The organism is Streptomyces sp. NPDC033131, assembly GCF_055578365.1.
Genome location: NZ_JBVIPA010000013.1, coordinates 164,585 through 189,756 on the forward strand (window position 1 = coordinate 164,585; position 25,172 = coordinate 189,756).

Consider the following 25,172-nt stretch of genomic DNA (forward strand, 5'->3'; position numbering starts at 1 on the left):
ACAGCGTTGCGCTGGACTCACGATCGGGAGACACCATGACGCGAGGGGCGAGACGGGGTGGGGTTTCCGGCGCCCCTCGCAGTGTGGACGTGGCCCTGCTCGCCGGCGTCTCACAGAAGACGGTGTCCCGGGTCTTCAACGACGAACCGTACGTCTCCGCCGAGGTACGCCGACGCGTCCTGGAGGCCGCCGAGGAACTCGGCTACCGGCTGAACAACGCCGCCCGGGCGCTGGCCTCCGGGCGTACACGGTCCATCGGCGTCGTGACGCTGGGCACCGCCCTGTACGGGCCCGCCTCGCTGATCATGGGAGTTGAGCGCGCCGTACGGGACATGGGATACGCCCTCCGTGTGGTCAACACGGTGGAAGGCGACCCGTCAGGAGTGGCCGGTGCCGTGGACTCGCTCCTCGATCAGGGCGTGGACGGCATCGTCATCTCGGAGCCCATCGACGACGGGTACGACGGAGACCTGGCGGCCCGCCTCGACGTGCCGGTGCTCGTCCTCGGTGCGCCGCCGTTTCCCGCGGCGAGGGCGTTGGCCGCCGGCGTCGGCGCCGATCTGATGGCGCGCACGGCCACCGAGCACCTGCTGGACCTGGGGCACCGTACCGTCCACCACCTTGCCGGTCCGCAGCGGTGGTATGCCGCCCGGGACCGTCTGGAGGGCTGGCGGGCGGCGCTCACCTCGCACGACAGGGCGGTACCGCCCGTCGTCGAGGGCGACTGGTCGGCGGCGTCCGGCTACGCGACGGGCCGCGTACTCGCCTCCGACGACGACCTGACGGCGGTGTTCGCCGCCAACGACGACATGGCGATCGGTCTCATCCGCGCGCTGACGGAAGCCGGCCGACGCGTGCCGGAGGACGTCAGTGTGGTCGGTTTCGACGACATCCCCGTCGCCGCCTATGTGACTCCTCCCCTCACCACGGTTCGCCAGCCCTTCGACGCCGTGGCGCAAGAAGGACTCAAACGCCTCCTGCACACCATCGAGAACCCGCAGGCGGACCTCCTGCCGACGAGCGATCCTCCGGTCGACCTCGTGGTCCGCGCCTCGACCGCGCCCCCACCGACCCGGACGACCCCGGACCGTGGCCGGCGTACCGCCTCTCGTTCGGGTGGGGGCCGGCACAGTCCGCCTCTGAACGGGGGTACGTCCACGCATGACTGACCCGGGCGGATCAGCCCAAGCAGCGGTCTTCACCGCCGGACACGTGATCGCGAGGCGAGCCGCCGTACCGGTCCGTGCTCACCTGGTCTCTTCACCGACCACGCTCCCGCGGTTCGCGGTCACCCCGTCACGCGGCGACGCATCCGCTCCCCATCACACGGCATCCACCGAGTAGTCCCGCCGCAACGGTTTCGTCCTCCACCCCGTTCTTCCCGGCCACGGGCTCACCTCGTGAGCAGGCGGAACGCCCGCCGGGCGAAGTCCGCGACGGCGTACAGCCGGGCCATGTCGGCCTCCATGTCCAGGCCGTCACGTTCGAGCACCCTTTCTCCCTCGTCACCCTCGTTCCGCACGCCCTCGCCCGGCGTGCCATTCCCTCAGCCATTGGCGGGAGTTCACCATGGACACATCCAGCTCCATCCCCAGCCGCTCGCAGATGAGCCGCCGGCTCTTTCTCACCGCCGCGGGAGCGGTGTCACTGGGCGCCGCCCTCTCCGCCTGCGGCGGCAGCGACGACGGCGCCTCCGCCTCTTCCGACAAGCCGGCCGGCCAGGCCGACATCGACAAGGCGATGAAGACTCCGACCGAGCTGACGTTCTGGACGTGGGTCCCGGAGATCGAGCAGGAGGTCGCGCTCTTCGAGAAGAAGTACCCGGCCATCAAGGTCAAGGTCGTCAACGCGGGCCAGGGCGTGCAGCACTACACGAAGCTGCGCACGGCGATCAAGGCCGGCAAGGGCGCTCCGGACGTGGCCCAGATCGAGTACCAGGCGATTCCGACGTTCACGATCACCGACAGCCTTCTGGACCTGAGCCCGTACGGCGCGTCCGAGCTGAAGGACACGTTCGTCAACTGGACGTGGGGACAGGTCAGCGGCCCCAAGGGCGAAATCTGGGCGATCCCGCAGGACACCTGTCCGCTGGGCCTGCTGTACCGGGCGGACATCTTCGAGGAGCACGGCATCGAGCCGCCGAAGACCTGGGACGACTTCGCCGCCGCGGCGCGCAAGCTGCACAAGGCCGACCCGGACGTCTACATGACCAACCTGGCCGCGAACGAGGCCGCAGCCTGGCACGGCCTGCTGTGGCAGGCGGGTGCCGAGCCCTACGCGACCTCCGGCAAGGGCAACGTCTCCATCGACGTCAACGACCAGATCTCCAGGAAGCTCGCGGCCTACTGGGGCGGACTGGCTCAGGAGGGTGTCATCGGCGTCGATCCGGACTTCACCGACGCCTGGTTCTCCGGGCTCAACAAGGGCAAGTACGCCACCTGGATCACCGCTGCCTGGGGGCCGGTGTTCCTCTCCGGCTCGGCCAAGTCCACCGCCGGCAAGTGGCGGGCGGCCCTCTTGCCGCAGTGGGACCCCGCCAAGCCGAGCTCGGGCAACTGGGGCGGCTCGACCAGCGCGGTCATGAAGGTGACCAAGAACCCGATCGCGGCGGCGATGTTCGCCCAGTTCCTCAACAGCGACCCGGAAAGCACGAAGCTGTTCAACACCAAGCAGTCGTTCTTCCCGGCAACGAAGCAGCTGCTCGCGGACCCCGTGTTCGCCGGTGCCGAGTCGGCCTTCTTCGGCGGCCAGAAGGTCAACCAGCTGTTCGCCGAGATCGGCGAGACGGTCAGACCCGACTTCCAGTGGCCGCCGTTCCTCGACCAGGCCGTCACCGACTGGACCGAGACGGTCGGCAGGTCCCTCGCCAAGAAGCAGGACTCCGTCGCCGCGCTCGACGCGTGGCAGACGCGGCTGACCCCCTACGCCAAGACCCAGGGCTTCACCGTTCAGACCCCGTGAGGTCCGGCGGGTCCCGTGCTCCGACGCTTCCCGGCAAGGGCACGGGACCCGCACCCGGCCGGCCCTCTTCCCACAGAAAGGCCCGATGATGACTGCCACTACCGCGGCCTCCACCGAGGACCCGCGCCGAGCGGGGCCGAAGCGTCACCGGCTCGGTGGCCTGCGCCACGGTGCGGCGGGTTCCCTGTTCGTCGCACCGTTCATGGTGCTGTTCCTGCTGATGTTCCTCACTCCGCTCGGGTACGCCGCCTACCTCAGTCTGTTCCAGGAAAGGCTGATAGGCGGGACAGCGTTCGTCGGGCTGGACAACTACGTGACGGCCCTGAACGACCCGCTCCTCAGGGAAGGGGTCCTGCGGGTCGCGACGTTCTTCGTGATCCAGGTCCCGCTGATGCTGCTGCTGGCACTGTTCTTCGCGCTCGCGCTCGACAGCGGCCTGCTGCACCTCGCACGGGTGATCCGCCTGGGCATCTTCGTCCCCTACGCCGTCCCGAGCGTGGTCGCCACCCTCATGTGGGGCTACCTCTACGGGCCGGACTTCGGGCCGTTCGCCCAGCTGAGTGAGAAGTTCGACCTGCCGGTCCCCCACTTCCTCAGCGACGGATGGATGCTCGCGAGTCTGGCGAACGTCGTGACGTGGGAGTTCGTCGGCTACAACATGATCATCCTGTACGCGGCCCTGCGGACCATCCCCCAGGAGCTGTACGAGGCCGCCGCGATGGACGGTGCCGGCGCCTGGCGGACCGCCTGGTCCATCAAGCTCCCGGCCCTGCGCCCGGCGCTCATGCTCACCCTGCTGTTCTCCGTGATCGGCAGCTTCCAGCTGTTCAACGAACCGAAGCTGCTGCAGGCCATCGCGCCCGACGTCATCGACAGTTCGTACACCGCGAACCTCTACGCCTACTCACTCGCCTTCACCGGCCAGCAGGTCAACTACGCGGCCGCGGTGTCCTTCCTCCTCGGGCTGTTCATCGTGATCTTCTCCTACGCCGTCCTGTTCACCGCGAACCGCAGGAGGACCTCATGACGACCACGACTCCCCCGGCGACGCCCCGGGCGGCGACGAGCACCACCGCGACCGGAGCGCCCCGCACGGCTCACCGGCGGCCTCGACGGCCCGCCCGGCGCCGCAGCACGCCGCTCACCATCGTCATGCTGGCCGTCCTGGCGTACTTCCTTCTGCCGCTGTTCTGGCTGCTTTTCGCCTCGACCAAGAGCACCCAGGACCTGTTCACCAGCTTCGGTCTGTGGCTCTCACGCTCACCGCAGCTCCTCGAGAACATCCAGGAGACCCTGACCCACGACGACGGGGTCTTCCTGCACTGGCTGCTCAACACGGTCCTCTACTCCGTCGGCAGCGCGCTCGGCGCCGCGCTCCTGGCGGCCGCCGCAGGCTACGGGTTCGCCAAGTACCGGTTCTGGGGCAACAACGCCGCCTTCGCCCTGGTGCTCGGCGCCATCATGGTCCCGACCAACGCCCTGGCCATCCCGACCTACCTGCTCTTCGCGAAGGTGGACCTGGTCAACACCCCCTGGGCCATCGTGCTGCCCTCGCTCGTCAGCCCGTTCGGCCTCTACCTCATGCGCATCTACGCCCAGGACGCCGTACCGGACAGCCTCCTGGAGGCCGCCCGCATCGACGGAGCCGGTGAGCTGCGGATCTTCGTCACGATCGCGCTGCGGCTGCTGGCCCCCGGCCTGGTGACCGTCGTGCTCTTCACCCTCGTCGCGACCTGGAACAACTACTTCCTGCCGCTGATCATGCTCAATGACCCGCGGCTGTACCCCGTCACGGTCGGACTCTCCTCCTGGGCGTCCCAGGCCGTGGGCGGCGGGGCCGGCGCGGACAGCAACATGCTCGCGCTCGTCGTGACCGGCTCCCTCCTCTCCATCATCCCGCTCGTCGTCGCCTTCCTGCTCCTGCAGCGGTACTGGCAGAGCGGTCTGGCCACCGGCGGCGTCAAGCAGTGACGCCCCACCGGCACCACCGCCGGCACACAGGCCATTCCCCCCTCGACTCTTCGGAGGTTCCCCTCATGGCGGTTCTGCCCGACCGCGTCCTCTTCGGCGCCGCGTACTACCACGAGTACACGCCCGGCTATGATCCCGACCTGCGGCCCGACGAACAGCTGAAGACCGACCTCGACCTGATGGCCGAAGCGAACTTCACCGTGATCCGGGTCGGCGAGTCCGTCTGGTCGACCTGGGAGCCGGAGAACGGCCGGTTCGACCTCGACTGGCTCCAGCCGGTCCTCGACGGCGCCCACGAACGCGGCATCTCCGTCGTCATCGGCACACCGACGTACGCCGCCCCGCCGTGGCTGGTCCGTCAGTACCCCGAGATCACCGCCGAGAACGCCACCGGGCAGCGTCTCGGCTGGGGTGCCCGCCAGGAGATCGACTTCACCCACCCCGCGTTCCGGTTCCACGCCGAGCGGGTGATCCGCACGATGGTGGCCCGGTACGCCGATCACCCGGCGGTCATCGGATGGCAGGTGGACAACGAGCCCGGCCTGCACCTCCTGCACAACCGCGGGGTCTTCCAGCGTTTCGTGGACCACCTGCGCGAGAAGTACGGCGACGTCGAGACCCTCAACCGTGAATGGGGCCTGGTCTACTGGTCGCACCGCCTGTCCACCTGGGCCGACCTGTGGACTCCGGACGGCAACGCCCAGCCGCAGTACGACGTGGCCTGGCGGGCGTTCCAGGCCCGGCAGGTCACCGAGTTCATCGGCTGGCAGGCGGACATCGTCCGTGAGTACGCCCAGTCCGAGCAGTTCGTCACCACCTGCATCTCCTACACCCGCCAAGGGGTGGAGGACGACGAGATGTCCGACCGCCTCGACATCGCCTCCGGCAACCCGTACTACGACATGCAGGACGGCTTGCTGCTGCCCGATCCGACCCCCGACGGGCACGAACAGAAGTGGAAGACCACCGGGGTGTGGTCGATGTACCAGACCGCCGACTGGATGTTCTCCTCCCGCCAGGCACCGTTCCTCGTCACCGAGACCAACGCGAACTCCATCGGCTTCCCCTGGGACAACCGCCCCGGATACGACGGCCAGTGGCGGCAGACCGCGTGGGCGCACGTCGCACGCGGCGCCCGGATGATCGAGTACTGGCAGTGGCAGACGCTGCGCTTCGGTGCGGAGACCTACTGGGGCGGCGTCCTCCCGCACAGCGGCCGCCCCGGCCGCACCTACGCCGAAGTGGCGCGTCTGGGAGCCGAGTTCGACAAGGCGGGCCCGCTCGTCGCCGGCCTCGAGCCGGACGCCGACATCACGATGGTCTACTCGATGCCCAGCAAGTGGCTCATGCAGAAGTACCCGCCCCTCGCGACGCCCGACGGCGAACCGGACCCCGCCGCCTACCACCGCGTCTTCGACCCGTTCTACCGCGGCGCGTTCGACGCCGGCCGCCAGGTGCGCATCGTCCATGCCCGGCAGTTGCACGACCCGAGCGGAAAGCGGGAGGGGATGACACCCGAGGAGGCCGTGCGACGCCGTCCGGTGCTCGTCGCCCCGGCCCTGTACCTCGTCGACGACGCCACGGTCGACTGGCTCGCGGCCTACGCGGAAGCGGGCGGCCACCTCGTGCTCGGCCCGCGCACCGCATACGCCGACCAAGAGGCCCGCGCCCGGCACGAACCGGCTCCCGGGCGTCTCGCCGAGGCCGCGGGCGTCCATTACGACGAGTTCAGCAACCTCACCCACGACGTCCCGGTCCGTGGCGTACCCGGCGGCCCGCTCGAGGTGCCCGCGGACGCGACGGCGACGCACTGGGCCGAAGGGCTCACGGTCCTCGACGCGGACGTGCTGGCCTCGTACGTTCACCCGCACCTCGGGCGCTGGCCGGCCGTCACCACCCGCCGCCACGGAGCCGGCCGCGTCACGTGCGTCGGCACCGTCCCCGGCCGCGGACTCGCCCGGACACTGGCCGCCTGGATGGCTCCGGCCACGCGCGGCGGATGGCAGGACCTCCCGGCATCCGTGACCGCGACGACCGGCACCTCACCCGAGGGACGCCGCGTCCACATCGTGCACAACTGGAGCTGGGAGCCCGCTCGTGCCCAGAGCCCGGTGGACCTGTCCGACGCCCTGAACGACGAGCCCGTACCGGCCGGAACTGCCCTGGTCCTGGGCCCGTGGGACGTACGCGTACTCGTCTCCGCCGGCACCGCCCCGGACCCGGCGGCGGGCATCCCCTCCTGACCGGGCCGGAGAGCGCTCCGCACCGGCTGAGCACCTGAACCGCCCTCCGCCCTCCGCTCCCCGCCCGTCCGGCCACCTGAGCAGGCTGCCGCGCGGACCCCGCAGAGCAGGTCACCGCGCCGGTGGCCGAAGGACCTGGGCATCACCGTGGTCATCCCCAGAAGGAGGAAGAATGCAGAGAAGAAGACTGGCGAGAACGCTGGGCACCTTCGCCGCAGCGTCTGCGTTGCTGGCCGTACCCGCGTCCGGTGCGCTGGCGTACGACCCGACGGGCGGGACCCTGTATCAGCTCGGCAGTGACCCGTGTCTGAAGGGGCGCGGCAACTGCGCGGTCTACCCCAAGTCGGCGCAGCTGCCGAGCGGACGTCTGGTCGCGTCGTTCGAGAAGTCCACCGTCGTGACGGCGACGGGCAGCGCCGACAGGCAGACCCTCCCGGTCTACAAGAGCGACGACCACGGAACGACGTGGCAGGCGTTGTCCGAGGTCAAGGCTCCGGCATACCTGTCCACCGACCCCAAGTACGCGAAGTACACGAGCAACTGGACCAACCCGTACCTGTACACGCTTCCGCAGGACGTCGGGGACCTGAAGCAGGGCACGCTGCTCCTCGCGAGTGTCGTGTCGGGCGACGACTACTACTACAAGGAGCACAAGGCAGCCGACCCGAACTGGACCCCGTCCAACGACGGTGACCGCAAGGACCTGGCGATCGCCCTGTATTCCAGCACCGACGAAGGTGCCACGTGGAAGGTCCTGAACGTCGTCGCGACAGGCGGCTGGCAGGGCGGCAGCGCGGGCGCGGTCGGCCAGAACATCGCGGTCGCGAACACGAACAAGCAGGTGGATCCCCTCTGGGAGCCGTACCTGATGGTCCACAAGGGCAAGCTGGTCTGCTACTACTCCGACGAGAACGACTACCTGGGCCTCGACGCGAACACCGGCGTCCCGACTCTCGACCCCGCGAACGACACCGCCAAGGACTCGCTGGGCCAGATCCTCGTCCACAAGACCTGGGACGGCCGCAGCGCGAACTGGAGCAACCCCGTCGTCGACATCGCCGGCCTGACCCAGGACATGGGCGGCGGGAAGAAGGAGATCGGCGGCGGCCGGCCCGGCATGACGAACGTCGTCCGCACGACGGACGGCAAGTGGATCCTCCCCTACGAGTTCTGGGGCGGCGGAGCCAACACCAGGTTCCGGATCGCCGACGACCCGCTGACGTTCTACACCGGCTCCCCCACCGGCGACTCCGTCGCCTCCTTGCCGGTCGCCGCAGGCTCCCGTCCTCTCGCGATGGGCGGCAGTCCCGTCATCATCAGGCTTCCAGGCGGGCGACTGGTCTACAACTCCGCGGGCAGCGGCAACGTCTGGGTCAACGAGAGCGGACGCAGCGACGGCGTCTGGAAGGAGTACCAGACGACCTCGCAGGGCGGCTACAGCCGCAACCTGCAGTACGTCGAGGGCACCGGCCGCATCTCGATACTCAACAACCAGGGCACCTCGACGCTCAAGTTCGCCGAGGTCGATCTGGGCCACTCGGACGGTCCCTACTACCAGCTCGTGAACCGCAAGACCGACCAGGTGATCGGCACCGGGAACAACACCAACGACGCGAACCTCGGCAACGGCGACGTTCCCGACGTCCGTCTGGAGGCCCCCGGCTCGGCGGCGAACGCGGACACCCAGTTCTGGCACGTGGAGACCGAGCTCAACGGTGGCAAGACGCTGTTGAACAAGTCGGGCGGGCGGGCGGCGGCCATCTGGACGGGGAACGCGACCGTCGGCCAGAAGATCGGCCAGTGGGTGGACAACAGCACCACGGGCAGCTGGAACCTCGTCAGGACCGACGACGGGTTCTACACACTGCAGTCGGTCAAGAACACGAGTCTGTACTTGACGGGTGCGTCCGCCGGGGCGCAGCTGACCTTGCAGAACGCGGTCGCGGACGGCTCGCAGGACTGGGAGCTCGTCCAGTAGGCCCCGTCTCCCCTACGTGACGAGCCCAGCCCGTCTCACACGGATCGCTCACGGACGGCTCCAGCCGGCCAGCAATGGCCGACTGGAGCCGAAGCGCCACGGCAGCACGGCGTACCTGTGGACAGAACCGTCGTAATGCCGGGCCGGGGACTTGATGGGCCTTCCGCTCAAAGCGCCGGAACCGGGAAGAGCAGGGACACCTTCGCGCCGGCTTCCCGAACCGGCACCGGGCTCATGGGCCGCACCGTGGTCCGGGTCCGGCCACCGGCGAAGACGAACACGTGCAGGACCAGGAAACGCCCGGTGCCGGCGAGACCTGCGGCGGCGAGGTAGGTGACCTGCTCGTAGAGCGCTCCAGCCGACGGCTGCACCGTGTGCAGGACGAGCACCGCTACGGAGGTCACCGCGTAGGCGGCCGCGGCCGATCCCGCGGACTGCCAGTGCTGGCGCCATCCGGCATGTCCTGCCCAGAAGGTGAAGCGTGCGTGGAGATCCGTACTGAGGAGAGTGGAGGCGACGGTGATCAGAGCGTTCGCCGCAGCCCAGGGCATCACTCCGGCGAGCCCCACCACGGCAGCGCTGGAAGCGACCCCCACGCCGCCGCCGAACACGACGAACCGGGCGAAGGAGGCGAGCGGACCGGGGGCACCCGGGGTGCGTCGCGCCGCGGACGCATAGGCCTCAGTGCGCTCCGCACACTGCGCTTCGTCCGCCGTCCCCGGCTTCGGCAAGACCAGCGACTTCATGGGATGCCCTTCCGGATGGGGAGCTGGTTGACCTCGTGGGCCGACGGGGTTCGCGGTGGTGCCGCTCGCCGCTCCTGAACTTTTTAGATTACGATCATACGGCAATATAAGGAGGGCCGGTTCGCGAGCAAGAGGCCGACCGTCTTTTGAATTATGACCGTACTCACACCCGTCCGAGGGGGACACCAGGGCACCGACGGGGCGACCGCGCTCGGGAGGGCATCCACAACGCCGTCCGGCAACTGCTCCGGTGACGAACGGCGAGGCCGAGAGGACGGCACCTACGGGCAACGGGAGCTGCGGTTTCCTCTCCCCTCAGCCAAGAGGCAGGAGGAAGTCCCGCAGCCGGGCCAACAGCGCCTCCGGTTGCTCCTCCGGGATGAAGTGGCCGCATTCGGGGATCTCGGCGCCGGTGACGTCGTCCGCGTAGGAGCGCCAGATCTCCAGCGTCGGCAGGCGGGACGGCAGCCCACGGAACCCCACAGCGCCAGCACCGGCATGGTGAGACGGCGGCCCTCGGCGGCGTCGACGTCATCGAGGGCGGTGTCCTGCTCCACGGCGCGGTAGTCGTCGAGGCTCGCGCGCAGGGCACCCGGGCGGGAGAAGGCGCGGACGTAGCCGTCGACCGCTTCGGGGGTCAGTCCGTGGCGGTTGCAGGTCCACCGTTCGAAGAAGTACTCGAGGTACCCCCGGATGTCGTGCCCCACCAAGCGCTCGGGCAGATCGGGCTGCATGTGGAACAGCCAGCCAGTACCCGGAGGCGAGCGAGGCGTCCAGGCGGCGGAACATCTCCCGGGTGGGAATGATGTCGAGCACGGCCGGCCGCTCCACCTGGTCCGGGCGGTCCAGCGCCCAGCGGTGCCCCACGCGAGCGCCGCGGTCGTGACCCACGACCATGGCCCGCGCGAAGCCGAGCGTCTCGACGAGGCCTGCCATGTCGGCGGCCATACGCCGCTTGTCGCACCCGGTCGTGGGTTTGTCGCTCAAGCCGTATCCGCGCAGGTCCGGCGCCACAACGGTGTAGTCGGCGGCGAGATCCGCCAGTACCGGCCGCCAGCAGCCGGAAGTCTGCGGCCAGCCGTGGAGCAGGACAAGCAGCGGCCCGGACCCGGCTCGGAGGTAGTGCAGACGGACCCCGTCCCTTCTTGGACGGTCAGGCCGACGGTCGCGTCGACTTGCTTCTCCGCCGGGATCCGGCGCGTACGCGTCTGCGGAGCGGACCGCTGCGCACTGCGCTTCACGGACCGGCCCCCCGCCCCGCAACCGCCGCTGAGCTCCGCGTTCCGCCGCGGAAACGCACGGAGGTCCGCATCCATGAGGCGCGCACACGACAGGGCGGCCGGCGTACCGAGTGAGCTGACCGAAAGCCCTCAGCTCACTCGGGCGACCTCATACGAAAGGCCGGGCCGGGGACGCTCTCGATGTCCTTCGCTTGCACCGGGTGGCCTCGTTCGCAGCGAATCTCGACGTCGACGGGCGCGCCGCACTCGCGGTGTCGCGCCAGTACCGCCGGCCCCTCCGGGTCGGCGCGGTAACGGTCACCCCACTGCAACAGCCCCATCACGGCCGGCGCCAGATCCATGCCCTTGGGCGTGATCACGTACTTCGGCCGGCTCCGCGAACCGGGCTCCTTGTACGTCTCGGTCGCCAGGATCCCTTCCTCCACCAGCATCCGGAGCCGCGCCGCCAGAAGGTTGCGAGGACAGCCCAGGACACGTTCGAAGTCACTGAAGCGGGATGACCCGTACATGACCTCACGCAGGATCAGGATCGTCCACTTCTCGCCCACGATCTCGAGAGTCCGCGCGATCGAGCAGTTGGACGTGTCCCGGTCGAGTCGGTGATCCATGCCGGTGTCTTGAACAACTTCGGTCCACGCATCCATGGGAGCGATTCTAACCGAAGTTAAGTTTACTTTTAGATACTCAAGCGAGTGCCGTCCGGCTTTCCAGGCGCACCGCAGCGCGAGGCGCTCCAGCGGCTCCGGCGGCGCCTCCCGCAAGAGGACTTCCCCAACGCCGATCTCCTGCCGTTGCTGCGCCAATGGTGGACGGAGGAACGGGGCGGCGCCGACGACGACCCCGCCCCGGTCGTGGCCCCCGGCGCTGACCTCCTCACCCGGCTCAGCGGCAGTTTCCATGGCTCCTGATGCCACCAGCCCCGCTGGCGGTGGCCTGGGGCATCGGGCCCGCCCTCCAAGAGGCGCTCCGCCGTGAAGTCGACAGGCTGCGGCACACGGGCCAGGTCACTGCCCTGGCCCGGGCACTGACCCAGACCGTGGCGCTCGACATCGCGCAAGGATCCTGGACCTCGGCCCAGGCGAACGCCCTTGAAGGGCTCCAGGTCGCCGAGGGCACCGGCGACGACCACTTGGCGGCGCAGTGCCGCGCCGGTCTCGGATGGCCGGCAGCCGCGCGAGGCGATGAGCGGACCGTCGCGGACGTCGCCGCCCGGTTCAGCGAGGTATGGGTGCCGCGTGGGGTGCGCGTCTTCAGCGCCTGCGCGGAGTGGAACCTCGGCATGCCGGCGCTCTTCGCCGGCCGGGCCGAGGAGGCGCTGGACCGCTGGGCAGGCCTCCTACATACTCCCGGGCATCTCGGAGGCGGCCACGGCGACCCGGTCCGCTGCCAGGGCGTCGGCATGGTGCTGCGCCACCTGGACGTGCCGCAGGCTCACACCCCTCGGACTGCAGCCAGTTGAAGGCCGCCTCCGAGTCGTCCACCTGGGCCGGGTACGTGTGGTCCGGTGCCCGCCGGCGCAGGAGGACGAGGGCTCTGCCCCTGCCGCCGGAGATGCCGCGAACGCGGTCGCTTCAGGCTCAGTTCAACAGCAGCGCACTCAAGCACGTGGTACGTCCACGGAGCCATCTGGGCATACCGGCCCGCCAGGACCGGTATGGCCGGGCTTGGTCAGGCGGTGAGGGTCGGGTAGTCGGTGTAGCCGGCTTCGCCGCCGCCGTAGAAGGTGGCGAGGTCGGGGGTGTTCAGCGGCGCGCCGGTGCGTACGCGCTCGGCCAGGTCGGGGTTGGCGAGTGCCATCACGCCGACGGTGACGATGTCGGCCAGGCCGTCTTCGATGTCCTTCGCGCGGGTGGCGATGTCGGTGCCGGCCCGGTTGACGACGAGGGTGGTCGGCCACAGCTTGCGAAGGGTGCGCAGGAGTTCGTCGTCGCCGCCGTGGCCGATGTGCAGGTAGGCGAGGTTGAGCGGGGCGAGGGCGCGTACGAGTGCCGGGTACAGCTCCTGGGTGTCGCTCTCCGCGATGTCGTTGAACGGATTGCCGGGAGAGATCCGCAGTCCGGTGCGGTCGACGCCGATCTCCTCGGCCACGGCGGTGGCGATCTCGACGGCGAAGCGGATGCGGTTGTCGATGGAGCCGCCGTACTGGTCGGTGCGCTGGTTGGTGTTGGTGGCGAGGAACTGGTGCGGGAGGTAGCCGTTGGCACCATGGATCTCGACGCCGTCGGCGCCGGCCGCGATGGCGGCCGCGGCGGCGCGCCGGAAGTCGTCGACCGTGGCGGCGACCTCTTCGGTGGACAGTTCGCGCGGTACGGGCATTTCCTGAGGGCCGGACGGAGTGAACATCTCGCCCGCCGGCTGTACCGGGGAGGGGGCGACCGGCTGCCGGTGGTGGGGGGTGTTGTCGGGGTGGGACATCCGTCCGGCGTGCATGAGCTGGATGACGATGCGTCCCTCGGCCTTGTGCACGGCGTCGGTGACCTTGCGCCAGCCGGCGATGTGCTCCTCGGAGTAGATGCCGGGGGTGAGCAGGTAGCCCTGTCCGTCGGCGTTGGGCTGGGTGCCCTCGGTGATGATGAGGGCGTGCGAGGCGCGCTGGGCGTAGTACTCGGCGTTCAGCTCGGTGGGTATGCCTTCCGGGGTGGACCGGTTCCGCGTCATGGGGGCCATGGCCAGCCGGTGCGGCAGGGAGATCTCCCCGGCGACGATCGGGTTCCACAGGGCGTTCGACATTTGATGTTCCTCGCATTTAAGGGGTAAGTGGGAGCTGTGGGTGGGGGGTTGCCGCGGGGGCGCGTAGACGGTGACCGGTCGGATGGCCCCGGTGACGCTCCACCGTGTAACGCGGCTGCGTAGTGGGGCAGTTGACTGCGCGGACGGGGCTTGCCGCCTGCATCGCCGCCGGCGGCGCAGTGCGGGGCCCCGGCTGTTTGCACAGGGGAGGATGCCGAGCGTGTCAGTCTCTCCCCACGCCAAGGGCACATCGGTCGTGTGCAGCGGCGGCCGTGCCGTTGCCACAGAGGGACCCCCGCACGGGAGTCGGAGCGGTGGTCAGCCGCGGTAGCGATCGGCCGGGACCCGCAGCGACAGGTTCGGAACGAGCGCCTGACGCGCCTTCTCGAACGACTCCCAGTCGCTGATCTCCGGCAGCGACAGGATGGTGACGGGCTCCCCGGCGTCGAGGCCGGCGAGCGCCGCGTCGACGGCATCGTCCACGCTCATGATCGACTCTTCGGGAAGCGCCTCGAGGTCGACGCCGGAGCCGTCCCAGAGCTCCGTGCGGACAGCGCCCGGCAGCACGGCCTGCACCCTGACGGGGCTCTCGGCGAGTTCCTGCTGCAGGGCCTGGGTAAACGTCAGCACGTAGCTCTTGGTGCCGCTGTAGACGGCGCTGAACGGCAGGATGTTGAGAGCCATGGCAGAGGAGATGTTCACGACGGTGCCGTGTCCGCGGGCCGTCAGGCCCGGCAGGACCGCGATGGTCAGCCTGGTCAGCGCTGTCACGTTGAGGTTGATCAGTGCCTCGTAGGCCGCCGCGTCGGAGCCTGTCAGCGGCGTGAGCAGCGCACCGCCGGCGTTGTTGACCAGCACCTCGATGCTCTCGTCGGTGCGCAGGCGCTCCTCGACCACGGAGAGCTGGGCCGCATCGGTGAGGTCGGCGGCGACGACGTCCACCGCGCGGCCTGTGCGGCTGCGGATGTCCGACGCCAGCGTCTCCAGCCGCGCAGTGTTCCTGGCCACCAGGATCAGGTCGTAACCCCGGTCGGCAAGCCGCTGCGCGTAGGCGGTACCCAGGCCGGCGGACGCACCGGTGACGACAGCGGTCTTGTTCTGCGTGGTCATGGGATGGATCTCATTTCGGGGCAGGTGATGGGCAGGGGCCGAAGTGTCGGCCTCGCTTTAGATTACGATAGATATCTAATGAGGTCCAGTCAACGGGCACCGACGCCGCCGCCCCCGCCCGCGGCCGGAGACTGCTCAACCTGCACGCGGATCACAGGACTGGCGGTCGATCGGATTCGGAAGGGGACCCGTCGGGCGCGTGGTCGCCATGGACGGTCCCCTGTCCAGCCCCCACGGCGAACGCGGGGCCTCCGGCCCGACGGCCCCTCGGCTTGCCGCGTACGGGTTAAGGCGCCCGAGGCACGGGGCCCGCTCGTCACCGAAGGAGTCGAGCAGGACCCGTCGGTCGCCCTGCATGCGCTCCACGAGATTTCGTATCGCCGTCATCTCGCGACCACCCCGGAACGGATCCACCACACGACCCCGAAGGCCGGAAGCCGCTCCTGCTTCGGATGTGAGTCCACGAGCCCCTCGCCTGCGACAACGAGAGAGTCATACGGAGAGAAGGCGCCGCGGCCGGCCCCCGGCACTTCGCGTATGATAGATGCGCTTTACTATCTAACGTGGGCAGGTGAGTGATGAGTCGCGTTTCGCAAGCACAAGCACTGGAGAACCGCAGGCGCGCGGTCGCCGCGGCCTCCCAGCTCTTCCGGGAGCGCGGCGTGAACGGCATCAGCGTCGCCGATCTGATGAAGTCCATCGGACTGACGACGGGCGGCTTCTACAAGCAGTTCCCCTCCAAGGAGGCCCTGGTCGCCGAGGCGGCGCACGCCGCTTTCGGAGACCTCGACCTACTCCTGGCTTCGTTCGATACGGCTCACGGCGATCACGACACCGCGCGCGGCGCCCTTGTCGACTTCTACCTGTCGGCCGAGCACCGTGACCAGCCCGGCACGGGCTGTCCCACCGCGGGATTCGCAGGGGACATGGCTCGGGAGCCCACAGCCGGGGAGGTGCGCGAAACGTACGCAGCAGGAGTCGAGGAATTCGCCGCGTGGATGTCCACCGACACCAACGACGGTCTTCCCGTCGTGGCCACTCTGGTCGGCGCGATCCTGCTGGCCCGGGCCACGGCGGGCACCGAACTTTCGGCGAAGATCCTGGAGTCGACCCACAAGGCCCTGACTGCACCACACGGGCTTGACTCGAAGTCCTGAACACGGGCCATGCGACATCCGGCGCGGACGCGTCTGCGGCACGGACGTCTGCCGTGCACTTCCCCGACCGCTACCCCGCCCACAACCGCCACTCCTGCCCCCTGCCCGACCGCGGCAACCGCACCAAGCTCCGTCTCCACCAGGCCCGGCCCCAGACGGGGCACACCCGGCAGACCGAGTCCCCGGCCTTGGGCGCGACAGCGCTCAGCGCACCCGGCGGTCCTGATACGAAATGCGGGGCCGGGGACGCTTTCGATGTCTTCCGCCTGCACCGCGTGGCCACGTTCGCAGCGGATCCGGGCATCGACGTGCGCGCCGCATCCGCGGTGTCGCGCCACCACGGCCGGGCCCTCCGGGTCGGCGCGGTAACGGTCGCCCCACTGCAGGAGTCCCATCACGGCCGGGACCAGATCCGTGCCCTTGGGTGTGATCACGCACTTCGGCCGACTCCGCGATCTCGGTTCCTTGTAGGTCTCGGTGGCCAGGATCCCTTCCTCCACCAGCATCCGGAGCCGCGCCGCGAGGAGGTTGCGCGGACAGCCGAGGACACGCTCGAAGTCGCTGAAGCGGGACGAGCCGTACCAGACCTCACGCAGGATCAGGATCGTCCACTTCTCACCCACGACCTCAAGGGTCCGGGCGATCGAGCAGTCGACATGTCCCGGTCGAGACGGGGGTCCATGCCGGCGCCCTGAAGAGCTTCGGTCCTCGCATCCACGGGGAGATCCCAAACCCTCTGAGTTTACTTTTCTATACTCAGTAGGTAGCGTCATCACCAGCACATCAACCCGGCCGCACCCGAGAACGGGCGCGCAGGGGACCCGCGCGAAGACTCACATCGACCATCGGAAGACGCACATGGAAAGGCGGCCGGCATGAAGGCATTCGTCGTAGAGAAGTACGGCAAGGACGGCGCACGCGCCGCAGAGGTACCCGAGCCCACGGTCGGAGACCGCGACGTCCTGGTCCGAGTGAGCGCCGCCGGCATCAACCCGCTGGACAAGATGGTCCGCAACGGGGAGTTCAAGCAACTCCTGAAATACAAGCGTCCGTTCGTGCTCGGCCATGACGTGGCCGGCGTCGTGACGCGGGTCGGCTCCGCCGTACACGGCCTCGAAGTCGGCGACGAGGTCTACGCCCGTCCCCGCGACCTGCGCATCGGAGGCTTCGCCGAGTTCATCGCGATCGACATGGACGACGTCGCGCCCAAACCGGCCTCCCTCACCCTCCAGGAGGCAGCCGCTGTGCCCCTGGTGGCCCTGGCCGCCTGGCAGGTTCTCGTCGACCGTGCCCACGTGAAGCCGGGTCAGAAGGTGCTCATCCACGCCGGTGCCGGTGGCCTCGGCTCGACGGTCATCCAGCTCGCCAAGCACCTCGGCGCCACGGTGGCGACGACCACGGGCACCAAGACGGAGGAGTTGGTCAGGAGCCTCGGCGCCGACGTCGTCGTCGACTACACCAAGGAGGACTTCTCGAAGGTGCTTTCCGGCTACGACCTGGTGCTGGACTCCCTGGGCGGAGCGAACCTCGAGAAGTCGCTGACCGTGCTGAAGCCCGGAGGCCTGGCCATCAGTGTCGTCGGCCCGCCGGACGCCGGCTTCGCCAAGCAGCTCGGCGCCCCGTCCTTCCTGGGCCTGGTCATGAGCACACTCAGTCGTAAGATCCGCAAGCAGGCCAAGGCGCTGGGCGTGCGCTACGAGTTCTTCTTCATGCAGGGCAACGGCTCGCAGTTGCGCAAACTCGGCGCCCTCTACGACAGCGGGAAGCTCCGCCCGGTCATCGACAGCACCTTCCCGTTCGACCAGACGCTGGAGGCGATGGCTCACGTCGAGCAGGGCCGTACCAAGGCCGGCAAGGTCGTGATCTCGATGGGGTCCGACAGCGACTGAGACCAGGCCGGTCACGGACCCTCCTTCCGGCGCGGTCGACGGAAGGGCAACGACGCCGTCGGCGGTCTCATGGGCGACTACGGTCGCGCAAGGCCGCCGCTGTTGGCGAGTCGGTGTCGTTCCGCACGTCATACGGCTCGCGACACAGCGCGCCACGCGGCTCTACGCCGACCCGAGCCGTGGTCAGGCCTCGCGCCCGTTGTGTGTGAGGAATGGGATCACGGCGGACGGGGCTCCACCCCTGTGTGAGCCGCCCAGGCTGAGAGCCGAGGGCTTCCCGGGTCGGGCGGGACGCACCGACGGCTCGCGGCTCGCGGCTCGCATGACGGATACAGGGCTGACTGATGACGCCTTCCGGACCCGCTGCCGCCCCGTGCCATCCCGGCCGGCGGGGACGCGCTCCCCTTTCGTTGAAGCGCGCCCCTCCTGCACGACCGGCCACTTGCGCAACGCGATGTCCTGCCCACGGCGGACATGCTCAGGCCGACGGCGTCCGTCCGCCGAGCGACGCACGTTGCCAGTCGGGAGTGCGGTCCTTGTCGACCAGGGCCGCACGGACGCCCTCCAGGAAGTCCGGCGTGCGGATGGTCGTGCGCGTGAGGGCGAGTTCGTCGTCGAGGCACTCGCGCAATGTGTGCTGCCTGCCTCGGGCCAGCAGAGCGTGAGTGATCTCCAGGCTCTGCGGCGAGGCGGCCTCCAGGGCGGCCAACGCGCCTGCCGCCCAGGGGGTGTCGAGGTGACGCAGGCGTTCCTCGATCTCGCCGAGGGCCGGCGCGCCGAACGCCCAGTCCACCTCCCCGCGTACCTCCGCCAGCCTGCTCTCCGCCACCGGGGAACGGCCGGCGAGGCGGTTCAGGACCACGTCCACCGGGTCGCCGGGATTGTCGGCCAGGGCGTCCCCGACCGCGTCGATCCCGTCCGCGGGGACGTAGTGCGTGGCCAGCCCCGTGTACAGGGTGTCGGCCGCGTCGAGCCGGTGCCCGGTCAGTCCCAGGTACATGCCGATCGCGCCGGGCAGCCTCGGCAGGAAGTAGCTGGCCCCCACGTCCGGGAAGAAGCCGATCCCGGTCTCGGGCATCGCCAGCACCGCGCGCTCGGTGACGACGCGGAAGCCGCCGTGGACGGACAGACCGAGACCGCCGCCCATGCACACGCCGTCGATGAGCGACACGACCGGCACGGCATACTCGGCGATCCGGGCGTTGAGCCGGTACTCGGAGGCGAAGAACCGCTCACTGGCCTCGGCGTCCCCGGCGAGGCTGTGCTCGCGGATCGAGCGGATGTCTCCGCCGGCGCAGAACGCCTTCGTGCTGGTACTGGCGATCACCACAGCGGACAGCGGTGTGCGCTCCCACTCGGCGAGCACACGGTCGATGGCGACGACCATGCCGGTCGTCAGGGCGTTGAGCGCCTTGGGCCGGTTCAGCAGGATGCGGCCGACGCCCCGGTGGACGTCGGCGACGATATCGCGCGCAGCGGTGTCAGTCATGGGTCAGCACCTCGTCGTCCGCGCGGACATGGCTGTCGTGGCCATCACGTTCCTCACTTGCCGGGTGTCAGGCGTAGATCTGTGTGTAGAGATCCTGGATCTCTTCCACGGTGGGTATGACGGGGTTGTTGGCGGGGGATCCGGACGCGAGCGCCTGCTCGGCCATGAGGGGCAACAGGCGAAACCACTCGTCCTTGTCGATGCCGTGGGCTTGGGGGGTGGGCACCTCGAGATCCTGACACAGCAAGCGGAGCGCCTCGACGAGCCGGCCGGCGGCCAGGGCGTCGCTGTCGACGTCGGTGGCGGCTCCGAGTGCGCGGGCGCAGTCGGCGTACCGGCTGTCGGCGGCGGGCACGGAGAACGCTGTCACCGCGGGGAAGAGCATCGCGTTCGACAGGCCGTGGGCGACGTGGAAGTGAGCGCCGATGGGGCGGCTCATGCCGTGCACGAGCGCCACGCTGGAGTTGGAGAAGGCGATGCCGGCCTGGGTCGCGGCGAGCATCATCGCCTCGCGAGCCTCGATGTCTCCCCCGTCGGCGTAGACGCGGCGGAGGTGCCGGCCGATGGTCCGGATCGCGTTCAGGGCGAGGCCGTCGGAGAACGGATTGGCCTTGCGGCTCACGTACGCCTCGACGGCATGGGTGAGCGCGTCGACGCCGGTGTCGGCGGTCAGCCGGGGCGGCATCGACAGGGTCAGTTCGAAGTCGACGAGGGCGGCGACCGGCAGGAACGCCGGCCCCGGACAGAGCATCTTCTCGTCCGTGGCGCTGTCGGTGATGATGGTGAACTGGGTGGCCTCCGAGCCGCTGCCGGCGGTCGTCGGGACCGCGATCAGGGGAAGCGCCGGGCCGACGTTGGTGCGCGGGGCCTTGTAGTCCCGCATCCGCCCGCCCTGGACGCCCAGCAGGCCGAGGGCCTTGGCGGTGTCCATCGGGCTGCCGCCGCCGAATCCGATCACCGAGTCCGCCCCGTGCTCCCTCAGCACCGTCAGGCCCGCGTCGAGCGAGTCGGTCGTCGGGTCCGGGACGGTGCCCGCGAACAGGGACGGCTGCAGCCCGGCATCCCTCAGCGTCGCCATCAGTCGTTCCGCAGCGCCGGTCCCGGCGAGGAAGGCGTCCGTCACCAGCAGCGGGCGTCGCAGGCCCAGCCCTGCGACGACGTCGCCCAGCTCGCCGACGGCACCGCCGCCGACGCGCAGGATCCGCGGGAGGGAAATGCTGGCAACCATGGCGGCCCTCTCAGCAGGAACGGCGGGGCACATCGCGCCCACTGCCCCGACTGTGCGGTGCCGGGCTGTGTGCAATCAACCACCAATAGCGCACACCCTGTGTGCAGAAATGCAGATACGGTCGGGCCGTGCCCCCTCACTCCCCGGACGAGAACCCCGCTCCGCAGCCGACCGGCTCCCGTCGATCCGTCGATCCGCGCAAACTCCGTGCGGACGATCTGCGCTACCTGCTCGCGGTGTCCCGTACCGGACGCCTGGTGACAGCCGCCGACGCACTCGGCGTGGATCACACCACCGTGTCCCGCCGCATCGCGGCATTGGAGAAGAGCATCGGCCTGCGACTCATCGAACGGGGCGCTGAGGGATGGACGCTGACGGACCTCGGTAGAGCGGTCTCGGAGAACGCCCGCGCGATCGAGGAGGCCATCGACCGGGTGGTCGACACCGTGGCGGGCCAGGACTCGCCGTCCCTGCACGGCACGGTGCGCGTCAGCGCGCCCGACGGCTTCGGCACCGCCTTCGCCACACCCGCCCTCGTACGGGTACGCCGCCGGCACCCTCAGCTCCAGGTCGAACTCATCACCGCGACGCGGCAGCTCGCCCTGCGCCCGTCCGGCTTCGACCTCGCCCTCGTCATCGGCGTTCCCTCCAGCAGCCGCCTCGTGACCGAGCACCTCACCGACTACACGCTGGGGCTGTACGCCAGTGACGACTACCTCACCCGGTACGGCCGCCCGGAGACGGTGGCCGAGCTGCGCGAGCACCCGCTCATCTTCTACATCGAGTCGATGCTGCAGGTCGGCGACCTCGACATCGAACGCCACCTTCCCGGAATGACCCCGGCCTTCTCCTCGACGAACGTCTTCGCCCAGCTGGAAGCCACCCGGCAGGGGGCCGGCATCGGCGTCCTGCCGGCCTTCCTGACCCGGCGGACGCAGCTGTGCCGACTCCTCGCCGACGAGATCGACATCCGCCTCCCCATCACCCTGGCCGTCCGCCGCGAGGCCGTGACGCACCCCGCCGTACGCGCCCTGTGGACCGCTCTGCGGCATGAGGTCGCCGAACGGGCCGACGAACTGATGCCGCAATGAACCCCAAGGAGGTGCGGTGACGCCGGCCGATCCTCCACTCCTGTCCGGTGAGCCAAGAGGCGGCGCCGAATCGGGAGCCTGAGGCGCCCTCGAACCACACCCGTCGGTCAGGTCATCGGCGCCGCAGCGGTGCCGCCTCCGCAGCACAGCCCCTCCAGGGGGGATTCCCGCTCGTCTGAGTTTACTTTTCTATACTCAGTCAGTGGCGTCATGACCAGCGCATCGACCCGGCTGCTGCGGGATCACCCGGCACGGCACCCGTCTGAGAAGGAGCACCACCATGGGAGTAAGCCCAGAGGCACACGAGTTCGCGGAGTTCCTCGCGAGCGTGAGCGCGAAGTCGTCCACGCCCGGTCTCGACCTGGCCGTCATCCGCGACATCGTCGACTCGAACCACAAGGCGTCGACCGAGCCGGAAGGCGTCACCTACGCCGAGGTCGACGCGTACCCGCGCTGTGGGCCATCCCCGAGGGCGCCGACCCCGAGAAGGCGCTGCTCCACTTCCACTTCGGCGGATCCGTCACCGCCTCCATGCACTCCGACCGCAAGGCCGCGGGCCACATCGCGAAGGCGGCCGGCGCCCGCTCCCTCGTCGTGGACTTCCGCCTGGCCCCCGAGCACCCCTACCCCGCGCAGCTCGACGACGCCGAGACGGCCTACCGCTGGCTGCTCTCCCAGGGCTACGAGCCGCGCAACATCGGCAGCACCGGCCACTCGATCGGAGGCACGCTCGCGGTGATGCTGCCGCTGCGCCTGCTCGCGAAGGGCGAGGCCACCCCGGGCGCGATCGTCAGCGTCTCGCCGTGGACCGACCTCACCATCCGGAACGCGTCGGTGGACGCGAACGAGGACAACGACAAGATGCTCAGCAGGAACACCCTCGAGCTCTTCCGGGGAGCGTGGCTGCAGGATCCCGCCGTGGACTTCACCGACCCCGCGGTCAGCATCGCCAACGCCGACCTGACCGGCCTGCCGCCCACCACCGTCCACTACGGCGAGTACGAGACCCTCGCCGACGACGGCGCCCGGCTCGGCCGCCGACTCGCGGACTTCGAGGTCACCTCCGAGGTGCACCCGATGCCCGAAGGGCAGCACTCGTTCGTCCTGGGCGCCGGGCGGGTACCCGAGGTGGACCATGCGATCCAGCAGATGGGCCAGTGGCTCCGGAAGCACCTCGGCGCGTGAGCAGAGACTGCACCTGGCGGCGGTCCTGTTGACGGCAGGCGCCACCCCACCGCCATGCCGGTGACCGGTCCGCCGGTCTCCTGCATCCTGCTCGACCGTGCCGACCGGCATGCGGTACTTGTGTCCGGCACCGTTTCGCACGCAGCCCCACCACCGTCCCTCGATCCCACAAAGGAGTGCGATGGGAACGTACGAGGATGTCTTCCGCGCCAGTACCGAGGACCCGGAGCGCTTCTGGCTGAAGGCGGCGGAGGGCATCGACTGGGATGTCACTCCGCAACGCGCCCTGGACTCCTCGGGCGCACCCTTCTACCGCTGGTTTCCCGACGGGCGGCTCAACGTCTGTTTCAACGCGCTCGACCGGCACGTCGAAGCCGGCCGCGGCGAACAGCCCGCGCTGGTCTATGACTCCCCCGTGACCGACACTCGCCGCACCTACAGCTACGCGCAACTGAGGAACGAGGTGGCGGCCTTCGCCGGAGCGCTCGCGCAGCTCGGCGTGGGACAAGGCGACCGCGTGGTGGTCTACATGCCGATGGTCCCCGAGGCCGCCGTCGCGATGCTGGCCTGCGCACGGATCGGCGCGGTCCACTCGGTCGTCTTCGGCGGGTTCGCCCCGCGCGAACTCGCCCTCCGTATCGACGACGCGGCTCCCAAGGTGGTCGTCTCCGCCTCCTGCGGCATCGAGGGCAAGCGGGTCATCGCCTACAAGCCCCTGCTCGACCGGGCCATCGAACTCGCGGCCCACAAGCCGGAGAAGACCGTGATCCTGCAGCGCCCGCAGGAGCCGGCCGCGCTGGGGCCGGACGATCTCGACTGGGCCGACCTCGTCGCCACCGCGCCGCCGGCCGACTGCGTTCCCGTCGCCGCCACCGATCCCCTGTACATCCTCTACACGTCCGGAACGACCGGAAAGCCCAAGGGAGTCGTGCGTGACTGCGGCGGCCACGCGGTCGCCCTGCACTGGTCGATGGGCGCCGTGTACGACGTGGGGCCGGGCGAGACGATGTTCACCGGCTCCGACGTCGGCTGGGTCGTCGGGCACTCCTACATCGTCTACGCTCCCCTGCTGGCCGGCGCGACGACGGTCCTGTACGAAGGCAAGCCGGTCGGCACTCCGGACGCGGGCCAGTTCTGGCGCGTGGCCGCCGAGTACCGGGCCAAGACCATGTTCACGGCGCCCACCGCCTTCCGGGCCATCCGCAAGGAAGACCCGAAGGGGACGCTCACCGCCGACTACGACCTCTCCCACCTGCGCTATCTCTTCCTCGCCGGCGAGCGCCTCGACCCCGAGACCTACCACTGGGCGAGCGCCCTCCTGGGTGTCCCGGTGATCGACCACTGGTGGCAGACCGAGACCGGGTGGCCCATCGTCGCCAACCCCGTCGGCATCGAAGCCGCTCCCCTCAAGCCCGGCTCCCCCACCCGCCCGCTGCCGGGCTGGGACGTCCGCGTCCTCGACCCCTCGGGCGAGCCGGTGCCCGCGGGCGTCGACGGCGCGATCGTCGTGAAGCTGCCCCTGCCGCCCGGCGCACTCCCCACGCTCTGGAACGACGACGACCGCTACGTCGCCTCCTACCTCTCCGCCTACGACGGCTACTACCTCACCGGCGACAGCGGCCGCATCGACGACGACGGCTATGTGTTCGTCATGGGCCGCACCGACGACGTCATCAACGTCGCCGGACACCGGCTGTCCACCGGCAGCATGGAGGAGGCCCTGGCCGCCCACCCCGACGTCGCCGAATGCGCCGTCATCGGCGTCGCCGACCCACTCAAGGGTCAGATCCCGCGCGGCTTCGTCGTCCTCAAAGCCGGCAGCGACCGCGAACCGAGCGAGGTCGAGGCCGAACTCGTCCAACTCGTCCGCGAGCGCATCGGAGCGGTCGCCTCCCTCAAGGACGTCACGGTCGTGGCCGCCCTGCCCAAGACCCGCTCGGGAAAGATCCTGCGCAAGACCATGCGCGGTATCGCCGACGGCCACGACGAACCCATCCCCTCCACGGTGGACGACCCCGGCGTCATCGAAACCCTGCGCCCGGTCCTCCGCCGCGCCGATCACACCCCGTCCGTGAACGGCTGACAGCGGGCCTGGCCGGCGGTGGGCGAGGGCGTCACCGGACTCCGCTCGGCACGGCCCGTCGTCCAGGGCG

Annotated in this window: 20 protein-coding genes and 1 pseudogene; 12 read left to right on the forward strand and 9 right to left on the reverse strand. The window is 69.6% G+C overall.

Annotated features, from left to right (window positions below):
- Nucleotides 1-83 precede the first annotated feature (83 nt).
- The 6 genes from ACZ5XS_RS19080 to ACZ5XS_RS19105 all read left to right on the forward strand — a co-directional run bounded on the left by ACZ5XS_RS19080 (nt 84) and on the right by ACZ5XS_RS19105 (nt 9,153).
- Nucleotides 84-1,169, forward strand: coding sequence for a LacI family DNA-binding transcriptional regulator (locus ACZ5XS_RS19080; RefSeq protein ID WP_468652702.1), 1,086 nt, complete (start codon nt 84-86; stop codon nt 1,167-1,169).
- A gap of 400 nt (nt 1,170-1,569) precedes the next feature.
- A complete protein-coding gene (locus tag ACZ5XS_RS19085; protein ID WP_468652704.1) occupies nt 1,570-2,961 on the forward strand; it encodes an ABC transporter substrate-binding protein in 1,392 nt (463 codons plus the stop codon).
- 88 nt (nt 2,962-3,049) lie between these two features.
- A complete protein-coding gene (locus ACZ5XS_RS19090) occupies nt 3,050-3,988 on the forward strand; it encodes a carbohydrate ABC transporter permease (protein WP_468652798.1) in 939 nt (312 codons plus the stop codon).
- The gene (locus ACZ5XS_RS19095) at nt 3,985-4,932 is read left to right on the forward strand and encodes a carbohydrate ABC transporter permease (protein WP_468652706.1); all 948 of its coding nucleotides are present in this window, start codon (nt 3,985-3,987) and stop codon (nt 4,930-4,932) included. Before ACZ5XS_RS19090 ends, ACZ5XS_RS19095 begins: the two co-directional genes overlap by 4 nt.
- Nucleotides 4,933-4,997: 65 nt before the next feature.
- A complete protein-coding gene (locus ACZ5XS_RS19100) occupies nt 4,998-7,175 on the forward strand; it encodes a beta-galactosidase (RefSeq protein ID WP_468652708.1) in 2,178 nt (725 codons plus the stop codon).
- 172 nt (nt 7,176-7,347) lie between these two features.
- Nucleotides 7,348-9,153 (forward strand): RICIN domain-containing protein, encoded by a 1,806-nt coding sequence (locus tag ACZ5XS_RS19105; RefSeq protein ID WP_468652710.1) that lies wholly within the window; start codon nt 7,348-7,350, stop codon nt 9,151-9,153.
- Between the two features lie 167 nt (nt 9,154-9,320).
- Here ACZ5XS_RS19105 and ACZ5XS_RS19110 read toward each other — a convergent pair whose 3' ends face one another.
- The 4 genes from ACZ5XS_RS19110 to ACZ5XS_RS19125 all read right to left on the reverse strand — a co-directional run bounded on the left by ACZ5XS_RS19110 (nt 9,321) and on the right by ACZ5XS_RS19125 (nt 11,748).
- On the reverse strand, nt 9,321-9,899 hold the full coding sequence (locus ACZ5XS_RS19110) for a hypothetical protein (protein WP_468652712.1): 579 nt from the start codon (nt 9,897-9,899) through the stop codon (nt 9,321-9,323).
- 315 nt (nt 9,900-10,214) lie between these two features.
- Complete coding sequence (locus tag ACZ5XS_RS19115) at nt 10,215-10,382, reverse strand: alpha/beta fold hydrolase (protein WP_468652714.1); 168 nt, start codon at nt 10,380-10,382, stop codon at nt 10,215-10,217.
- Between the two features lie 48 nt (nt 10,383-10,430).
- On the reverse strand, nt 10,431-11,228 hold the full coding sequence (locus ACZ5XS_RS19120) for an alpha/beta fold hydrolase (RefSeq protein ID WP_468652716.1): 798 nt from the start codon (nt 11,226-11,228) through the stop codon (nt 10,431-10,433).
- Nucleotides 11,229-11,274: 46 nt separating this feature from the next.
- Complete coding sequence (locus ACZ5XS_RS19125; RefSeq protein ID WP_468652800.1) at nt 11,275-11,748, reverse strand: winged helix-turn-helix transcriptional regulator; 474 nt, start codon at nt 11,746-11,748, stop codon at nt 11,275-11,277.
- A gap of 299 nt (nt 11,749-12,047) precedes the next feature.
- On the opposite strand from ACZ5XS_RS19125, the gene ACZ5XS_RS19130 reads away from it, so the two are divergent.
- A complete protein-coding gene (locus tag ACZ5XS_RS19130) occupies nt 12,048-12,599 on the forward strand; it encodes a hypothetical protein (RefSeq protein WP_468652718.1) in 552 nt (183 codons plus the stop codon).
- Nucleotides 12,600-12,808: 209 nt separating this feature from the next.
- Here ACZ5XS_RS19130 and ACZ5XS_RS19135 read toward each other — a convergent pair whose 3' ends face one another.
- On the reverse strand, nt 12,809-13,870 hold the full coding sequence (locus ACZ5XS_RS19135; protein WP_468652720.1) for an alkene reductase: 1,062 nt from the start codon (nt 13,868-13,870) through the stop codon (nt 12,809-12,811).
- Nucleotides 13,871-14,188: 318 nt separating this feature from the next.
- Nucleotides 14,189-14,980: an SDR family NAD(P)-dependent oxidoreductase gene (locus tag ACZ5XS_RS19140; protein WP_468652721.1), complete on the reverse strand. Its 792-nt coding sequence runs from the start codon at nt 14,978-14,980 to the stop codon at nt 14,189-14,191.
- Nucleotides 14,981-15,558: 578 nt separating this feature from the next.
- On the opposite strand from ACZ5XS_RS19140, the gene ACZ5XS_RS19145 reads away from it, so the two are divergent.
- The gene (locus tag ACZ5XS_RS19145; protein WP_468652723.1) at nt 15,559-16,137 is read left to right on the forward strand and encodes a TetR/AcrR family transcriptional regulator; all 579 of its coding nucleotides are present in this window, start codon (nt 15,559-15,561) and stop codon (nt 16,135-16,137) included.
- 422 nt (nt 16,138-16,559) lie between these two features.
- Here ACZ5XS_RS19145 and ACZ5XS_RS19150 read toward each other — a convergent pair.
- Nucleotides 16,560-16,910, reverse strand: a pseudogene (locus ACZ5XS_RS19150) (winged helix-turn-helix transcriptional regulator); the annotation flags it as partial.
- 102 nt (nt 16,911-17,012) lie between these two features.
- Here ACZ5XS_RS19150 and ACZ5XS_RS19155 point away from each other — a divergent pair.
- Nucleotides 17,013-18,026 carry an NADP-dependent oxidoreductase gene (locus tag ACZ5XS_RS19155; RefSeq protein WP_468652725.1) on the forward strand — a complete coding sequence of 338 codons (1,014 nt, stop codon included), beginning with the start codon at nt 17,013-17,015 and terminating at the stop codon, nt 18,024-18,026.
- 478 nt (nt 18,027-18,504) lie between these two features.
- On the opposite strand, the gene ACZ5XS_RS19160 is transcribed toward ACZ5XS_RS19155, so the two are convergent.
- Entirely contained in the window at nt 18,505-19,515 is a 1,011-nt protein-coding gene (locus ACZ5XS_RS19160) for an enoyl-CoA hydratase/isomerase family protein (protein ID WP_468652727.1), read from the reverse strand.
- A 67-nt stretch (nt 19,516-19,582) separates the two neighbouring features.
- A complete protein-coding gene (locus ACZ5XS_RS19165) occupies nt 19,583-20,743 on the reverse strand; it encodes an iron-containing alcohol dehydrogenase (RefSeq protein WP_468652729.1) in 1,161 nt (386 codons plus the stop codon).
- Between the two features lie 128 nt (nt 20,744-20,871).
- Between ACZ5XS_RS19165 and ACZ5XS_RS19170 the strand changes: the two genes are divergently transcribed.
- The 3 genes from ACZ5XS_RS19170 (at nt 20,872) to ACZ5XS_RS19180 (ending at nt 25,102) form a co-directional block, all read left to right on the forward strand.
- Nucleotides 20,872-21,834, forward strand: a complete 963-nt coding sequence (locus tag ACZ5XS_RS19170) for a LysR family transcriptional regulator (RefSeq protein WP_468652731.1) — start codon at nt 20,872-20,874, stop codon at nt 21,832-21,834.
- 531 nt (nt 21,835-22,365) lie between these two features.
- The gene (locus ACZ5XS_RS19175) at nt 22,366-23,019 is read left to right on the forward strand and encodes an alpha/beta hydrolase fold domain-containing protein (RefSeq protein WP_468652733.1); all 654 of its coding nucleotides are present in this window, start codon (nt 22,366-22,368) and stop codon (nt 23,017-23,019) included.
- 181 nt (nt 23,020-23,200) lie between these two features.
- Nucleotides 23,201-25,102 (forward strand): propionyl-CoA synthetase, encoded by a 1,902-nt coding sequence (locus tag ACZ5XS_RS19180; protein WP_468652735.1) that lies wholly within the window; start codon nt 23,201-23,203, stop codon nt 25,100-25,102.
- Nucleotides 25,103-25,172 lie beyond the last annotated feature (70 nt).

Excerpts from the sequence above, each read along its gene's own strand:
- ACZ5XS_RS19160 (WP_468652727.1), bottom strand. The coding sequence starts at position 19,515 with ATGACTGACACCGCTGCGCGCGATATCGTCGCCGACGTCCACCGGGGC.
- ACZ5XS_RS19155 (WP_468652725.1), top strand. The coding sequence starts at position 17,013 with ATGAAGGCATTCGTCGTAGAGAAGTACGGCAAGGACGGCGCACGCGCC.
- ACZ5XS_RS19085 (WP_468652704.1), top strand. The coding sequence starts at position 1,570 with ATGGACACATCCAGCTCCATCCCCAGCCGCTCGCAGATGAGCCGCCGG.
- ACZ5XS_RS19125 (WP_468652800.1), bottom strand. The coding sequence starts at position 11,748 with ATGGATCACCGACTCGACCGGGACACGTCCAACTGCTCGATCGCGCGG.
- ACZ5XS_RS19100 (WP_468652708.1), top strand. The coding sequence starts at position 4,998 with ATGGCGGTTCTGCCCGACCGCGTCCTCTTCGGCGCCGCGTACTACCAC.
- ACZ5XS_RS19090 (WP_468652798.1), top strand. The coding sequence starts at position 3,050 with ATGACTGCCACTACCGCGGCCTCCACCGAGGACCCGCGCCGAGCGGGG.
- ACZ5XS_RS19095 (WP_468652706.1), top strand. The coding sequence starts at position 3,985 with ATGACGACCACGACTCCCCCGGCGACGCCCCGGGCGGCGACGAGCACC.
- ACZ5XS_RS19145 (WP_468652723.1), top strand. The coding sequence starts at position 15,559 with ATGAGTCGCGTTTCGCAAGCACAAGCACTGGAGAACCGCAGGCGCGCG.
- ACZ5XS_RS19180 (WP_468652735.1), top strand. The coding sequence starts at position 23,201 with ATGGGAACGTACGAGGATGTCTTCCGCGCCAGTACCGAGGACCCGGAG.
- ACZ5XS_RS19130 (WP_468652718.1), top strand. The coding sequence starts at position 12,048 with ATGCCACCAGCCCCGCTGGCGGTGGCCTGGGGCATCGGGCCCGCCCTC.
- ACZ5XS_RS19140 (WP_468652721.1), bottom strand. The coding sequence starts at position 14,980 with ATGACCACGCAGAACAAGACCGCTGTCGTCACCGGTGCGTCCGCCGGC.
- ACZ5XS_RS19175 (WP_468652733.1), top strand. The coding sequence starts at position 22,366 with ATGCACTCCGACCGCAAGGCCGCGGGCCACATCGCGAAGGCGGCCGGC.
- ACZ5XS_RS19105 (WP_468652710.1), top strand. The coding sequence starts at position 7,348 with ATGCAGAGAAGAAGACTGGCGAGAACGCTGGGCACCTTCGCCGCAGCG.
- ACZ5XS_RS19165 (WP_468652729.1), bottom strand. The coding sequence starts at position 20,743 with ATGGTTGCCAGCATTTCCCTCCCGCGGATCCTGCGCGTCGGCGGCGGT.
- ACZ5XS_RS19135 (WP_468652720.1), bottom strand. The coding sequence starts at position 13,870 with ATGTCGAACGCCCTGTGGAACCCGATCGTCGCCGGGGAGATCTCCCTG.
- ACZ5XS_RS19110 (WP_468652712.1), bottom strand. The coding sequence starts at position 9,899 with ATGAAGTCGCTGGTCTTGCCGAAGCCGGGGACGGCGGACGAAGCGCAG.